Annotated in this window: 4 protein-coding genes; all 4 read left to right on the top strand. The window is 70.8% G+C overall.

Annotation, left to right across the window (positions count from 1 at the left end; translation table 11 throughout):
* The first annotated feature begins 45 nt into the window (after positions 1–45).
* The 4 genes from Q664_RS18140 to pbpC all read left to right on the top strand — a co-directional run bounded on the left by Q664_RS18140 (position 46) and on the right by pbpC (position 15,260).
* Positions 46–1,725, top strand: a complete 1,680-nt coding sequence (locus Q664_RS18140; RefSeq protein WP_043396783.1) for a phosphatidylinositol-specific phospholipase C domain-containing protein — start codon at positions 46–48, stop codon at positions 1,723–1,725.
* 155 nt (positions 1,726–1,880) lie between these two features.
* Positions 1,881–7,160 carry a hypothetical protein gene (locus Q664_RS18135; RefSeq protein WP_043396780.1) on the top strand — a complete coding sequence of 1,760 codons (5,280 nt, stop codon included), beginning with the start codon at positions 1,881–1,883 and terminating at the stop codon, positions 7,158–7,160.
* Entirely contained in the window at positions 7,160–12,910 is a 5,751-nt protein-coding gene (locus Q664_RS18130) for an alpha-2-macroglobulin family protein (RefSeq protein WP_043396777.1), read from the top strand. The genes Q664_RS18135 and Q664_RS18130 overlap by 1 nt, the downstream gene beginning before the upstream one ends.
* Entirely contained in the window at positions 12,900–15,260 is a 2,361-nt protein-coding gene (pbpC, locus tag Q664_RS18125) for a penicillin-binding protein 1C (protein WP_084610049.1), read from the top strand. Before Q664_RS18130 ends, pbpC begins: the two co-directional genes overlap by 11 nt.
* Positions 15,261–15,275 lie beyond the last annotated feature (15 nt).

Here is a 15,275-nt window from a genome sequence, read left to right as displayed (position 1 = left end):
TGAGCCTGTGCTACGTCCTGGCACGGGACCCCTCCTGGAGAACGCATGAACCTGATTCAACGTGGTGCTCTGGCTTTGATCCTGGCCCTGCTGCTGCCGGCGCCCTTCGCCGCCGCGCATGGCCGGTATTTCAACGACTCGACGAGCATTCCCACGCACCATCCCAACTGGATGCGCTGGGTGCCGGACAGCACCCGGGTGTCGGCGCTCTCGCTGCCGGGCACCCACGACACCATGGCGGATGAGACGGAATGGTATGTCACCGTCTTCGAGCGCGCGTGGATCCTCACCCAGGGCGCGAATCTGCGCCCGCAGCTCGACGCGGGCGTGCGCGCCCTGGACATCCGCGCCCGCCACATCGGGAATGCCTTCACCATCCATCATGGTGCGTACTACCTGATGACCCACTTCGGTGACGTGCTGAACACCACGGTGCAGTTCCTCCAGGCCAACCCCACCGAAACCGTGCTCATGCGCGTCAAGAAGGAGCACACCGAGGAGAACACCAGCCGCTCCTTCGCCGCGACGTTCGAGTCGTATCGCGACGCCTACAGCCCCTATATCTGGCGGGGCACGCACGTGCCGACGCTGGGCGAGGTGCGCGGGAAGATCGTCATCCTCGACGACTTCGATGGCGGCGACCACGGCATCAGCTGGAACAGCATCCGCCTGCAGGACGCGTGGGAGGAGACCAACACCACGAACAAGTGGAACCTGGCGCGCAACCACCTCGTGGCGGCCAACACGGGAGACATCAACTCGCTGTACGTCAACTTCCTGAGCGCCTCGGGCGCCGGGGGAACGCCTGCGGGGATCGCGGACGACGTCAACGAGCAGGCCCTGCACTATCTGATGGGCGCCAACGTGCAGCGCACGGGCGTGGTGATGATGGACTTCCCGGGCGCGGGGTTGATCGACGCCATCATCGCCCACAACTTCCGTCTGGCCCCGAACGCGGCCGCCCTCGGCGCGGACTTCGCCACGGCCTTCAACAACATCTCCTACGGCTGGCACGGCGATGGTGATGACAAGGCGAGGGATCGCGTCATCGAGGCGCGGACGTTCCTGGAGCACAAGCTGCCGGGCATGTACTGGCACGTGATCGTCTCGGGAACCCAGGGAAGCGACAACTGGGGCTACTCCGCCACGCACTACGGGCTGTACCAGAAGTCGGATTGGGTGGATGGCTACAGCCACGTGGCGTTCAACACGCTGTCGGCCGACAGCGCGGTCAGCGAGAGCTTCCTGGCGAGCTACATCGACGGCCAGGTGGGAAGCCTGAGTGGCTCCGCGGAGAACCGGGCGGCGCAGCTGGCCTCCCGCGTCCGGGCCCGCTTCCCCTTCCAGTCCTGGACCGTCCTGGTGAAGCGCTCTCCCGGTGGGTTCAACAACTGGGCCTACACCTATTGGGGCGCCCATTACATGCGCTGGCACGGAGACCATGCCTACGCGGTGTGGGGCTACGGCGCCCAGGACGGCGTGTACCTGTACGAGCACGCGGGGTACCAGGGTGACGTCATCCAGCTCACCGGTCCCACCTATGAGCTGGGCAGCCGGGGCTTCAATGATCGCGCGTCCTCCGTGCGCCTCATCGGCAACTACCGGGCGAACATCTGGCAGCACGACAACTGGGGCGGCTCGGGACTGTACGTCACGCAGAACATCGACAACCTGGGCTCCCAGTGGAATGACATCGCGTCCTCGCTGGAGGTCTGGCGCTACTGAGGACGCGGGCCACGGGCCACGCCCACGTGGGCGCTCGGACACACGCCGGGTGAAGGAAGAGGCCAGGGGAGCGCCTATGGGGTGGCCCGCCATTTGCTGGTATGAGAGGAGCGCCCGGCCGCACCCCCTGTGCGGCACCTCTACCAGAGGGCCTCATGCTCCTCTCGCCCCTGTCACTCACCCTCCTGCTGCTCAACGCCGTCAGCCTCTCGCCCGCCTCCGTGCCGGCGAAGGGCAACCAGGAGTCGCTCATCACGCTCGACCGCGCCTCGCGGGTAGCCATCACCGCGAGGACCCCCTCCGGCACCGCCTGTGAGATCGTCGACCACGTCCGCGGCCCCTTCGCCCAGAGCGGCGCCGCGGGAAGCTCCAACTGTGAGTTGGACCTCCTGCTGGACTCGGGCACCTACAAGCTGCGCCTGACGTCGCGGACGAAGGGCAAGGGCACCCAGGGGAAGGTGGACCTCAAGGCGGTGCCCTACACCGAGGACAACGCCCAACCGGTGCTGCTGACGCCGGAGCGCGAGGTGCGCCAGGTGCTCGCCCCGCGCCACCAGGCCTCCTTCTGGTTGAAGCTGGACAAGCGCCAGCCCGTCACCCTGCGGGTCTCCGGCCGCACCGTGGGCGATGTGCGGCTGTGGCGCAACGGCGCGTGGCTGGAGCCCGTGGTGGTGAAGGACGCCTCCACGCAGCCGCGCGTGGGGCAGCCCCAGTACGAGTGGTGGCTGGAGACGACGCTCGACCCGGGCAGCTACCTGCTCACCACCTATGGCACGTCCCCGAAGCAGTGGACCGAGGGCCAGGAGGACAACACCCTCTCGGTGGCCTACGGATTCCCGAAGGCACCCGCGGAGCACTCGCTGAGCGTCACCCTGCCCCCCTGGGGCATGAGCGCGGTGGAGCTGCCCTCGGGGCCCAGCGCCGTCTTCCTGTCGCGCGACAGCGGCGGGCAGTCCTCCAGCCGCGTGAGCCTCCACGGGGTGTCCGCCGAGGGCGGCAGCAACGTCACCGGGGGCTCGGAGGGGGGCTGCCAGATTCAGGGCAAGGCGCTCGTCCCGCAGTGCGGCGTGGTGGTGGGAGGCGCGGACAAGAACCGTCACGTGGCCATCCTCCGGGGTGAGCCCGGGACGCGGCTGACGTTGCAGTGGGCGCGCCTCCCGACGCGGGACCGTTACCTGGACGGCACCTACAGCCAGGGCGGGTCGACGCCGTACTTCGAGGCCCCCTCCAGCGGCGAGTTCCTGGTGGGACTGCACGAGGTGCCGGTGGATCCGGACAGCGCGCCCCTGGGGTGCATGCTGGAGACGACGTCCGGCATGGACTGGGTCCCCATGGGGTTCGACGGGCCCGAGGTGGGCCGCGAGCGCGCCTTCCGCCGGGCCTTCAACTACAACGGCTCGAACGCCACCGTCTGGTTCCGGGTGACGGGCTCCGGGCGCTACGTCTTCTCCACCAGCGGGGACCGCAAGAGCCGCTGCGAGCTGTACCAGGTGGACGGCGCCCGGCGCACGCGCATCACGGAGACGAATCCCTCGGGGCAGACGTGCCGCATCGCCCACACGGCCGGAGCCGGGCTGTACGAGCTGAAGCTGTACGGCGGCACCGAGGGCATCGAGCGGCTCACGCTGGCCCCCGAGGGCCGCGAGCCCCAGCAGGACACGCCCACCCGCACCGCGTGCCTCATGAAGGGCGTGAAGCTGCAGAAGGACTACGTCTACCGCGTCGTCGCCAACCGGAGCACGAGCAGCTCGCTGCGCGGCCTCGTGCTGCGTCCGCTGCCGCTCGCCCTCGACGAGCGCCTGCCGGTGGTGCTGGATGGCTCGCAGCCGCTCGAGCTGCCCCTGGCCTCGGGAGGCGCCGTCGAGGTGCGTGCCTCCGGGAGCGAGCCCTTCACGTGCGCCCTGGGGAGCACCCGGGTGGAGGCACGGGACGGACGCTGCCAGCTTCCGGGCTCGGGCGGCATGCTCACGCTGTCCCAGCCGGGCGGCGCGTCCCTCAACCTGGTGGTGCACCGGCCCGGGCCGCCCCCACCGCCTCCGCCACCCCTGAGCGCGTACTCGCCCGTCTTCCCGCCCCTGCCCTCGCTGAAGCCCTCCGAGCCCGCCTGGTTCGACTTCGAGCGCGGCCAGTCGCACTCGCTCACCTTCGACGTGAAGAAGGAGGGCCTCTACCACGTGACGACGCAGGGCCTGCTGGCCACCGAGTGCAGCATCCGCACGCCGGTGGTGCCGCAGGTGGGCAGCGCCCAGGGTGGAGGGCGCGGGCGCAACTGCCTCGTGTCCACCTACCTGAGGCCCGGCCGCTACCTGCTCACCGCGAGGACGGTGAACCAGAGCAGGGGCCGCGGGGCCGTGCTGCTGGAGCGGCGCGAGCTGAAGACGGCCGAGGGCGTTCGCGCCGACGGCGAGGCCTTCTTCCGCGTGGAAGCGGGTGACCTCATCCAGCAGAAGCTCACGGTGCCGCGCGTCGCGGACTACACGCTGTCCACCGCCGCGCCAGGTGCGCGGCTCCAGTGCCGCCTGGATGACCCCCAGGGCTGGCCGGTGGTGACGGTGCCCACGCCCTGCGAGCAGTCGCTGCGGCTGGCGAAGGGCACCTACCTGTGGACGCAACTGCCGCTCACGGTGGAGTCCATGCGCCGCACCGCGCTGGAGCGCATCCAGCCCCCGGTGGTGCTCAAGGGCAACAAGGCGCATGCCGTGCGCTTCAACCAGTGGTACCGGGCGGACCTCGGCAAGGACGGCAAGGACGAGTTCACCTTCGAGGTGCCGGCGCGCATGACCGTGTCCTTCTCCCTCAGCAACGGAATGCAGGGGCGGCTCTACTCCACCGGCGCGGACGGCACGCGCAGGCCCGTGGACGTCGTCGCCCCCCAGGGCACGTACACGCCCCCGCCTCCCGAGTCGGAGCCCGCGCCGGAGGGTGGGTATTCGGAGGCCCCCGAGTACTCGGAGGGCCAGCGGGAAGAGGAGTATTCCGAAGGAGAAGAGGCCCCCCCGCCAAACGAGGAGGAGGCAGCGCCGGCCGCGCCCGTGAGGCCCGTGCCGGTGATGCATGCCCAGCCCCCCTCGGGTCAGTCCCTCCAGCTCGAGCCCGGGCGCTACACGCTGGTGACCGAGCACAGCCGCGGAGACGTGGCCATCTCCTACACGCTGTACCTGCGCACGGAGGTGCTCGCGCCGCCCATGGTCATGGACGTGAACGTCCCCGGCCGCCTGCCGCTGGTGCTGCCCATGGACGGTACGCTGCGCCTCTTCACGCGCGGCAGCACGGACGTGCGCTGCCGCCTCTTCGACGGCACGGGACGGCTCGCGGTGGAGAGTGCGGACCACGGCGCGGACTGGAACTGCGCCATCGCCGAGCCGCTTCCCGCGGGAAGCTACACGCTGGTGCTGGAGAGCCAGACGCAGCAGCCGGGCCCCTCGCGTGTCTCGGTGGAGCTGGCCACGGTGTCCGACGCCGGAATGCTCGCCGAGAGTGGCACGCTGGACGTGGGCACCGGCGTGGTGCGAGCCACGCTGCCGCCCGTGCCCGCCGACACGCTGCAGCAGGTGGTGCTGAAGGCGAAGTCGGCCTTCTCCTGTGCCCTGGAGGACGAGCGCGGCGCGGTGGTGTCACGCGGCATGGACGTGCGCGAGTGCCAGTTGCTGCTCAAGCCGGGCACCTCGCCCTGGCGCGTGCGCGTCTGGACGTTGGGCCAGCCCACGAAGGTGAGCACCAGCGTGGCGGCGCGGCCTCTGCGGCCCTTCTCCGGTGGGAGGATTCCGGCGGGCGAGGCCACGAGCGCGCGGTTGCCGAGGCCCGGCCGCTACGAGACGGGCAACGGCGTCTACTGCCTGCCCGCCTCCCGGCAGGGACCCCTCGACCCGTGCGGCCCCGAGGCCTCGCTGGAAGCCGGTGACTGGGTGTTCGGCGTGCCCGGCGCCACCGCCGAAACGAAGCTCTCCCTCTCCGAGCGCGTGGCCACGCTGGAGGACCCCGAGGAGCAGCGCGCCCCGCTGAGCCGGGACACCTCCCTGCTGCGTCAGCGCTCGAAGCGGGAGGCCCTGCACCTGCTGCGCGTGAGCGTGCCCTTTGGTGACCCCGCCTACCCGGCGTGCCGGCTGGACGGAGGCGTGTCGCAGCAGCGCGGCTCCGCGTGCTACGCGGCCACGGGCCCCACCAGCGAGTCGCTCGCGCGCTGGTGGACGCCCGTGACGGAGAAGGGCGAGGCCGTCGTCCAGCGGCTCTCCTTCCCGGTGCCCACGTCCTCCGTGCCGCTGACGCCCGGCCTGCGGGAGCTGACGTGGAACGGCGGACCCGCCCTCCGCATGGTGATGCCCGGCGAGCCCGCGCGCGTGCAGCTCTCCCTGGCCCGGGAGGCGTGGGCCGTGCTGGTGGATGGCAAGGGCGCCGCGGTGGACCTGTGCCCACCGGGAGACACGCTCTCCCGCTGCATCCTGAGCGGCACGGGCGGCGCGGTGTTCCTCTGGTCCCCTTCCGAGTCCCGGGTGCAGACGGAGGTGCTCTCGGTGGAGGCGGCGAAGCCGGCCCTGCCCCTCGCGACCCTCTTCGAGGCCACCTCGCGCGTGCCCGGACAGCAGGTGCTGGCCTTCGGAAGCTCGGAGGGCACGCGCCAGCTGCGGGTGACGGGCGCGGAGCGGTGCATGACGACGCTCGACGACGGGACACGACTGGAAGGCTGTGAGCTCCAGGTGCCACCCGGCCGCCGCGGCCAGCTCCTGCTGGAGACGAACCCGGGCGGCGTGCGCGCGGTGCTCGCGGAGCCGGACGGGCTCGGCCTGGCCCTGCTGCCCCCGACGCCCAGGAGCAAGGTGCCCGAGCTGCCCGCCGCGAAGGCCCTCGGCCTCTCCGGCGAGGTGGTGGAGCGCACCCTCACCGTGCCCGCCGACGCTGTCGTCCACCTGAGGGGCGACTCGGGCGTCTGCGGCCTCGCGAAGGACACCCACGTGCTCGTGGTGGCGGGCCTGGATCGCGGCTGCTCCGTCGATCGGCTGCTCACGGCCGGAACCTACCGGCTCGTGGTGCGAAGCTTCGCCAACCAGCCCCTCACCGGCAACGTCACCTGGACCCACGAGCCGGTGAAGCCGCTGACCGAGGGCGTGGCCCAGGCCGAGGGCTGGGTGGCCCCGGGCCAGACGCAGTACTTCCGCTTCGACACCGCCTCGGCCGGCAACATCGGCCTGGGGCTGCAGGTGCCCGCCGAGGTGCTCCAGTGCACCGTGCTCGACACCGCCCAGCGCGTGCTGGGCGAGGGCTGCCAGCAATTCCTCGCCCTGGAGAAGGGCACGTACCTGCTCGCCATCCACGCTCCCAACACGCTGGAGCGTCCCCTCCCCTTCAAGCCCGTCCTCGTGGGGCTCGCCGGTGCGAAGACCGGTGTCCCCGAGGAGTACCTGCGCGACTTCTTCAATCGCATCGGAGAGAACCCGTGATGCGCCTCGTGAACTCCCTGCTCTGCCTGCTCCTGGTGCTCGCGGCCGTCCCCGCGCGGGCGCAGGAGTACCGTCCGGCCGATGAGAGCCAGCGCCCCGAGGGCGGGGGGGTGAAGATCCTCCCCGACCAGTTCCTGCGCGGCTTCGACCCGGTCACCGTCTACTTCCCCGACAACGCCGGCCCCGGCAAGCAGAGCGCGGACGACGGGGCGAAGCTGCTCGAGGTGGTGCCCTCGTGGCCCGGCCAGTGGTTCTGGGCGGACCGCAAGACGCTCCAGTTCCGTCCCGCCGAGCCCTGGCCCGCGCTGGCGCGCTTCTCCTTCGAGGCGGGCGGCGCGCGCAAGATTCTCACCACGATGATGTCGGCGCCCTCGGCCATGTCGCCGCAGCCCGACAGCACGGACCTGAGGCCCTTCCGCACCCTCACGCTCACCTTCCCGCAGGCGCTGCCGCTCGAGTCGCTGCGCAAGATGCTCCGGCTGGAGGTGCGAGACCTGCCGGGCCTGGCGGACTCGCCCACGCGGGTGCTGAAGGACTGGACGCTGTCGCAGCTGCCGCGTGGCAGCCAGCGCGAGCAGGCCGTCTACGCCATCACGCTCGAGGAGGACGTGCCCGAGGGCAAGCAACTGCGCGTCAACGTCAGCCTCGCGCTGGGAGACGAGGACAAGGTGCTGTGGGTGGGGCGGCTGTCCACGCGGCCGGCCTTCCACCTCCAGCAGGTGCAGTGCGGCAGGAGCCAGTTCTCGCTGACGGGTGGAGCCTCCACCCCCCGGGACATGGCGCTCGCGTGCGGCAACCAGGGAGACCTGCCGCAGCTCGTCTTCTCCGCGCCGGTGGAGGGCCTGTCGCTCACCTCGCTCAAGAAGCTGGTGCGGCTGGAGCCCGCGGTGCCGGACCTGCACTACCAGGCGTACGGCAGCCGCGTGGCGCTGCGCGGCCGGTTCGTCCCGGACACGCTGTACCGCATGCGCATTGGCGCCGCGCCCATCCGCGACGACAGCGGCAGGCCACTGAGGGACCCCGGCGATCTCCAGGTCTTCTTCCACCTGGACTTCAAGCAGCCCTTCCTGCGCTGGATGCAGGGCACCGCGCTGGTGGAGGCGAAGGGCCCGCGCATGCTGCCGCTGCAGGGCTACGGTGACGCGCGGGCGGACGTGCGCATCTACCGGGTGGATCCGCTGCACCCTGGCCTGTGGCCCTTCCCCAACCGGCCCATCGTCGTCAACGAGCAGAGCGCCCCGCCCTTCCCCGGCGAGGAGCCGCAGGTGAAGCCCACGCCCGGCTACATCGGCGAGGACGAGCTGAAGGCGCACATCCGCCTGCTGGGCACGCCGCTCGTCTCCAAGCTGGTGGACCTGCCGCTGCCCAGGAAAGGTGGCACCACCACGTTCGGCCTGGACCTGGCGCCCCTGCTCGATCCGGTGGTGGGCAAGGTGAGGCCGGGCACGTACCTCGTGGGCCTGCGGCGGCTCACCGGCGCGCCCGAGCGCTCCTACGTCCGGGTGCAGATCACCAACCTGTCGCTGAGCACGGTGGAGGAGCGGGACAAGGCCGTCTTCTTCGTGCGCACGCTGGACGGGGCGCAGGAGCTGAAGGGCGCGCGCATCGTGCTCGAGGGCCAGCGCAACGTGCCGGATCCGAAGCACAAGGGCTCGTTCATCCAGGAGGCCTTCACGCACGAGCTCACCACGGATGGCACCGGCCGGGCGACGCTCGGACCTCAGGGCAACTGGGTGCAGCTCCAGCGCGTCACCGTGCGCAACGGCGAGGACATCCTCGTGTTGGATCCGCGCGAGGCCCCGGCGGCCTTCGCCAACAACCACTGGTCGCCGTCCTCGGGCTGGCTGGAGTGGCTGTCGCAGCAGACGCCGCCGCCGCCGAACGACGGTCCGCGCGGCTTCCTCTTCACCGAGCGCCCCATCTACCGGCCGGGCGAGAAGGTCTACCTCAAGGGCTTCCTGCGCAACGAGGTGAGCGGTGACTTCGTGGCCCCCGAGGACGAGCGGAAGTACGAGCTGCGCGTGGAGGGTCCGGGCGAGCAGGTGTGGAAGCTGCCGCTGAGCTTCACCGCGCTGTATGGCTTCTCCGCCGAGTTCCAGGAGAAGGACGCGCCCACGGGCGAGTACTACGCGGTGCTCGCCGAGGTGCGCACGGGGCGGACGCTGGCGCGCCGGAAGTTCCAGATCGAGGCCTACCGCATCCCCACCTTCGAGGTGCAGCTGTCCAGCCCCGCCACGGTGCGGCTGGATGGGCCCTTCAAGGTGAAGGCGGTGGCGCGCTACTACGCGGGCGGCAACGTGGCCGGGCAGCCCATCTCGTGGACGGTGACGCGCCGCCCCTACTACTACGTGCCCAAGGGGCGTGAGGGCTTCCTCTTCGCCTCCAGCAACCAGTTCGCCCGTGAGGGACAGAGCCGCGCCCCCGAGGCGATGACGCGCAACGCGACGCTGGACGACAACGGCGCGGACGAGATGAGCGTCAACCCGGCGTTGGACCTGGACGGCTCGGCGCGCATCTACCGCTTCGAGGCCACCGTCACCGGCGCGGACAACCAGCCCGTTTCCGCGGCGCAGGACGTGAAGGCCCTGCCGCCCTTCGTGCTGGGCCTGAAGGTGCCGCGCTACTCGGACAAGCCCTTCACGCTCACGCCGGACATCATCGCCGTGGGCGTCAACGACAAGCTGGTGAAGGGCCAGGAGGTGCTGGTGCGCCTCTACCGGCGCATCTGGCACAGCCAGCTGCGGGAGACGAGCTTCGCCACCGGCGAGGCCCGCTACGTCACCGAGCAGGAGGACGTGAAGCTCTCCGAGAAGACGATCTCCACCACGGAGGACAAGCCCGTGTCGCCGGCCTTCGAGCTGAAGGAGGCGGGCGTGTACGTGGTGGAATTGGTGGCGCGAGACAAGCTGGGGCGCGTGCAGACGCTGACGGCGGACCTGTACGTGGGAGGCCAGACGCCCATCGCGTGGCAGAAGTCGCGCCAGGGCGTGTTCGGGCTCACCCCGGACAAGAACTCGTACAAGCCAGGCGAGACGGCGCGCCTCATCCTCCAGAGCCCCTTCCAGGAGGGCCGCGCGCTGGTGGTGGTGGAGGAGCCGGGCGGCAACACGTACACCTGGCACGACGTGTCCGGTGGCAAGGCGGTGCACGAGCTGGCCATCCGGGCGCAGCACGTGCCCAACATCCCGGTGCACGTGCTGTTGATGCGGGGACGGCTCGGCGAGGGGGACAAGGACGACTCGCGCTACCGGCCGCAGACGCTCGGGGCGTCGGTGGACGTGAAGGTGGAGCCGGTGCGCAACCAGGTGCTGGTGGACATCAAGCACCCCGAGACGGCGCGCCCCGGGGCCACCGTCCCGGTGGAGCTGACGCTCAAGGATGACCAGGGCAAACCGCTGGCCGGAGAGGTGACGCTGTGGCTGGTGGACGAGGCCGTGCTGTCGCTCGCGCCGGAGGGGACGCTCAACCCGCTGGATGAGCTCATCAAGCAGAACGCGCGCGGCACCACGCTGCGCGACACGCGCAACAGCCTGGTGGGCAAGCTCTTCGAGCAGGAGGAAACACCCGGCGGAGACGGCAGCGAGGAGGAGCAGGAAGGCGGCGGCAAGCGCGTGGTGCGCAAGAACTTCCAGACGGTGCCGTACTACCAGGCCACGTTGCAGGTGCCAGCGTCCGGCAAGCTGACGGTGCAGGTGCCGCTGTCGGACGACCTCACCAACTTCCGCGTGCGCGCGGTGGCCATCTCCGGGCTGCAGCGCTTCGGGTACAAGCAGACGGTGCTGCGCGTGCGGCTGCCGGTGCTGGTGCAGCCGCAGCTCCCACGCTTCGTGCGCCAGGGAGACCGCTTCTGGGGCGGCGCGGTGGGCCGCGTGGTGGAGGGCAACGGAGGCCCCGGCTCGGTGGCGGTGAAGGTGTCGGGTCCGGCGGACGTGCAACCGCTGAACCAGAACGTGGAGCTGCAGGCCAACCGGGCCATGAGCTTCGTCACCCCCATCACCGTGAAGAACGCGGACGTGTCCGAGCCGCAGTCGCTGAAGGTACGCGTGGACATCGAGCGCAAGGCGGACAAGGCGGGAGACGCCTTCGAGGTGCAGCTGCCCGTGCTGCCGGATCGCACGGTGGAGCACTTCGCGTACTTCGACACGCTGAACGCGGGCAACACCCCGCTCAAGCCGCTGCCCGAGCCGGCGCGTCCGGGCACGGCCTCTCAGGAGGTGACCATCACCGCCATTCCGGGCGTACTGGAGATGATCTCCGGCCTGGATTACCTGGCCCAGTACCCGCACGGCTGCCTCGAGCAGAAGCTGTCGCAGCTCTACCCGGACGTGGCCATGGCCGCGGTGCTGCGGGACCTGGGAGTGCGCACGCTCTTCGGCAAGCAGATCGACAAGAACGTGCAGCGCATGCAGGACGAGATGCCGCTCTACCAGGATGACCAGGGGCTGATGGCCTTCTGGCCGGGAGGACCGGGCGACGTGCAGGTGACGGCGCTGGCGGTGGAGTTCCTGGACGCGGCGCGCCGCGCGGGCCTGAAGGTGGACGAGAAGGTGCAGACGCGCGCGGTGGAGGCCCTCAAGCGCTCGCTGCGCAGCACCTGGCCGGGCCTGGTGCAGGAGTGGCGCTACAACCAGCAGACGGCGGCGCTGCGAGCCCTCACCCGCGCGGGCGCGCTGGACCAGCACTACCTCGTGGACCTCTTCCAGCTGCGCGAGCGCCTGGACATCCAGAGCCTGGCGGACCTGGCCTCGACCATGCTCTCCCAGCCCTCGGTGTACCGCGCCAACCTGGATGCGCTGCGCAACGAGCTGTGGGACAGCGTCATCATCAAGCTGAACAAGGGCAAGCCCGTCTTCGAGGGCCTCAAGTGGCGCCGCGACGCATGGGGCTACTACGGCTACCTCGGCTCGCGGACCGCCAGCGTGGCGGCCGTCTTCGAGGCCCTGGTGCGGCTGTCCCCGGAGGACACGCGGTTGGAGCAGCTGCGTGACGCGCTCCTGTCCTACGGGAACGCGGAGACGGGCTTCGGCAGCACCTTCGAGAACCGCCGGGCCATCGGCGCGCTGGCGCTGTACCTGGAGAAGGCGAAGCCCGCGGTGCCGGACACCACGGTGACGCTGACCTCGGGCGCCGCGCTCAAGGTGAACAAGAGCACGAAGACGGCCCGCGCCGAGGTGGCCAGTGACGCGCAGCAGACCGCCACCGTGAAGGGAGGGCCCGTGGGCATGCGCATGGAGGCCCGGTACATCCCGGCCACCCCGGGAGACAAGGTGACGCCGCTCAAGCAGGGCTTCATCGTCTCGCGCGGCGCCACCTGGCGGCACGCGGACGGCTCCGAGGAGACGCGCTTCGACGACGCCTCGGGCGAGGTGAAGGAGTTGAAGGTGGGCGACATCCTGGAGCTGCACACGCGCATCGTCACCGAGGAGGATCGCGTCCACGTGGCGCTGGTGGTGCCCTTCGCGGCGGGGCTCGAGCCCCTCAACCCGGAGCTGGCGAACGCCTCCTCGGACGCGAAGCCGTCGCAGGCGGACTCGCTCAAGCCGGCCTACGTGCAGCGGTTGGACAACGAGGTGCGCTACTACTTCCTGCGGATGCAGCGCGGGACGTACACCTTCCACTTCCGGGTGCGCGCCGCCACCGAGGGCTCCTTCGTGCACCCGGCGCCCTGGGCCGAGCTGATGTACCGCGAGTCGATTCGTGGCCGCGGCGAGGGCCTGCGCATCGTGGTGAAGGGAGAGCATGAGAAGTAGGCGGACACGCGGGGCGGCGGTGCTCGCCCTGGTGCTGCTGGGGGCGGGGGTGTGGTTCGCCTCCAGCCTCCGGGATGGGCTGCTCGGCTACGAGCCCTCGCGCCTCGTGCTGGACCGGCGGGGCGCGTACCTGGGCGAGGTGCCCGGGACGGGCGGGGAGCTCGGCTACTGGCCGGTGCCCTACGTGCTGCCCGAGCGCATCGTCCAGGCGACGCTCGTCACCGAGGACCGGCACTTCTACGAGCACCCGGGCGTACACCTGCCCTCGGTGGGGCGGGCCCTGGTGCAGAACGTGCGCAACCTGCGCGTCATCTCGGGGGCGTCCACCCTGGCGATGCAGGTGGCGCGGATGCAGACGCCCGGGGAGCGCACGGCGTGGCGCAAGGTGCGCGAGGCGGTGGAGGCGCTGCTGCTCGTGCACGGGCACGGTCACGAGAAGGTGCTCCGCCAGTACCTGGCCATCGCCCCATATGGAAACCGGGTGCACGGCGTGGCGCGTGCGGCACGGCTCTACTTCGACAAGCCGGTGGAGGACCTGTCCTGGACGCAGGCCGCCTTCCTCGCGGGGCTGCCCCAGCTCCCCGGACGGATGAACCCATACACAGAGGACGGCCTGCGGCGCGCACGCAAGCGCGGCCACCGCATCCTCCGTGCGCTGCACGAGCGGGGCGCGCTGTCCCGGGAGGAATTGGAGCAGTCACTGCAGGCGGACCTGGGCCTGGTGCCCCGGCCCCAGCGCATGCCCGAGGCGCTGCACGCGGTGCTGGAGTGGAGCGGTCTGGCCAGTGCCCGGGCCGAGCCCATCTCCACGGCCACGCTGGACCTGGAGGTTCAATCGAAGGTGGCGAGCCTCCTCCAGCGGAACCTGAACCGGCTGGACGGCGCGGGAGCGGGCAACACGGCGGCGCTGGTGGTGGACACGGAGACGGGCGACATCCTCGCGTACGTGGGCTCGCGGGACTTCTTCAACCAGGAGCACCGGGGCGCCATCGACTTCGTGAAGCAGCGGCGCTCGCCGGGCTCCACGCTCAAGCCCTTCATCTACGGGTTGGCGCTGGAGAAGGGCATCGTCACCGCCGCCACCGAGCTGGCGGATACGCCCATGGACGTGCGGGTGGAGAACGGCCGCTCCTACCTGCCGGAGAACATCAACCACTCGTTCCTGGGGCCCATGCTGCTGCGCGAGGCACTGGGCAACTCGCGCAACATCCCCGCCCTGCGCGTGCTGGAGCGGGTGGGCGTGGAGCCGACGCTGCGCTTCCTGGAGAAGGTGGGCGTGGGCGGCATCTCCTACGAGCCGGACCGCTACGGCCTGGGCCTGGCGGTGGGCAACCTGCACGTCACGCTGGAGGAACTGGCGGAGCTGTACCTGGTGCTCGCCCACGAGGGGGAGACGCGCTCGCTGCGGCGCTTCACCGACGAGCCCATGGCGCCCTCGCGCCGGCTGATGACGCGCGAGTCGGCCCAGTTGGTGCGCCACATGCTCTCGGACCCGTTGGCACGCCGGCCGTCGTTCCCCGTGGGCAGCTCGTTGGATTACCCCTACGCGGTGGCGGTGAAGACAGGCACCAGCCAGGGCTACCGCGACGCCTGGGCCATGGCCTTCAGCGACCGGCTGCTCGTGGCGGTGTGGGTGGGCAACCACGACTGGCGCCGGATGAATGGCGTGGGCGGGCTGCTCGGCGCGGCCAACGTGGTGCACGAGATTTTCGAAGCGGTGATGCCCGGGTGGCGCCCGTACCGGCCGGTGCTCGACACCTTCCCGCCGCCCACGGGCGCGCTGGCCATGGATGTGTGCCCGCTGTCGGGCCGGCTGGCGGGGCCGGAGTGCCCCCACCGCAAGAGCGAGTGGTTCGTCCCCGGCACGGCCCCGGCGGAGAGCTGCCCCTTCCACGCGAAGGTGCGGCTGGATCGGCGCAACGGCCTGAGGGCGGGCCCCACCTGCCCGGAGCGCGAGGTGGTGACGCGGGTAATGCTGGCCCTGCCGGAGGAGTACGAGCAGTGGGCACGGCGGCAGCACCTGGACATCGCGCCGCTGAGGGAGAGCCCGCTGTGTCCGAGCCGCCCCGAGGAGCTGGAACCCAAGGTGGCCATCCGCGAGCCGAGGGGCACGGTGCGGCTGCTGTATGACCCGGACACGCCCGCGTCGGCCTCGACACTGAGGCTGGCGGCGGACGTGACGCCGAGCACGGAGCCGATTGTCTGGATGGTGGATGGCGTGCCGGTGGCGGAGGTGGGTTATCCGCACGAGTTCCGCTGGAGCCTGCGGCCGGGACGGCACGTCATCACCGCGGCCATGGTGCACCGCCCCCAGGTCAGCCAGCCGGTGACGGTGGTGGTGGAGGACTGACGGAGTAGAATCCGT

This window comes from Archangium violaceum Cb vi76 (assembly GCF_000733295.1).
Classification (GTDB): Bacteria; Myxococcota; Myxococcia; order Myxococcales; family Myxococcaceae; genus Archangium; species Archangium violaceum.
Note: the sequence above shows the minus strand (reverse complement) of the source record. Positions and strands in the feature narration are given on the sequence as shown.

Bases quoted from the DNA above. Each gene is read 5' to 3' on its own strand.
- Q664_RS18140 (WP_043396783.1), top strand. From the start codon at position 46: ATGAACCTGATTCAACGTGGTGCTCTGGCTTTGATCCTGGCCCTGCTG.
- pbpC (WP_084610049.1), top strand. From the start codon at position 12,900: ATGAGAAGTAGGCGGACACGCGGGGCGGCGGTGCTCGCCCTGGTGCTG.
- Q664_RS18135 (WP_043396780.1), top strand. From the start codon at position 1,881: ATGCTCCTCTCGCCCCTGTCACTCACCCTCCTGCTGCTCAACGCCGTC.
- Q664_RS18130 (WP_043396777.1), top strand. From the start codon at position 7,160: ATGCGCCTCGTGAACTCCCTGCTCTGCCTGCTCCTGGTGCTCGCGGCC.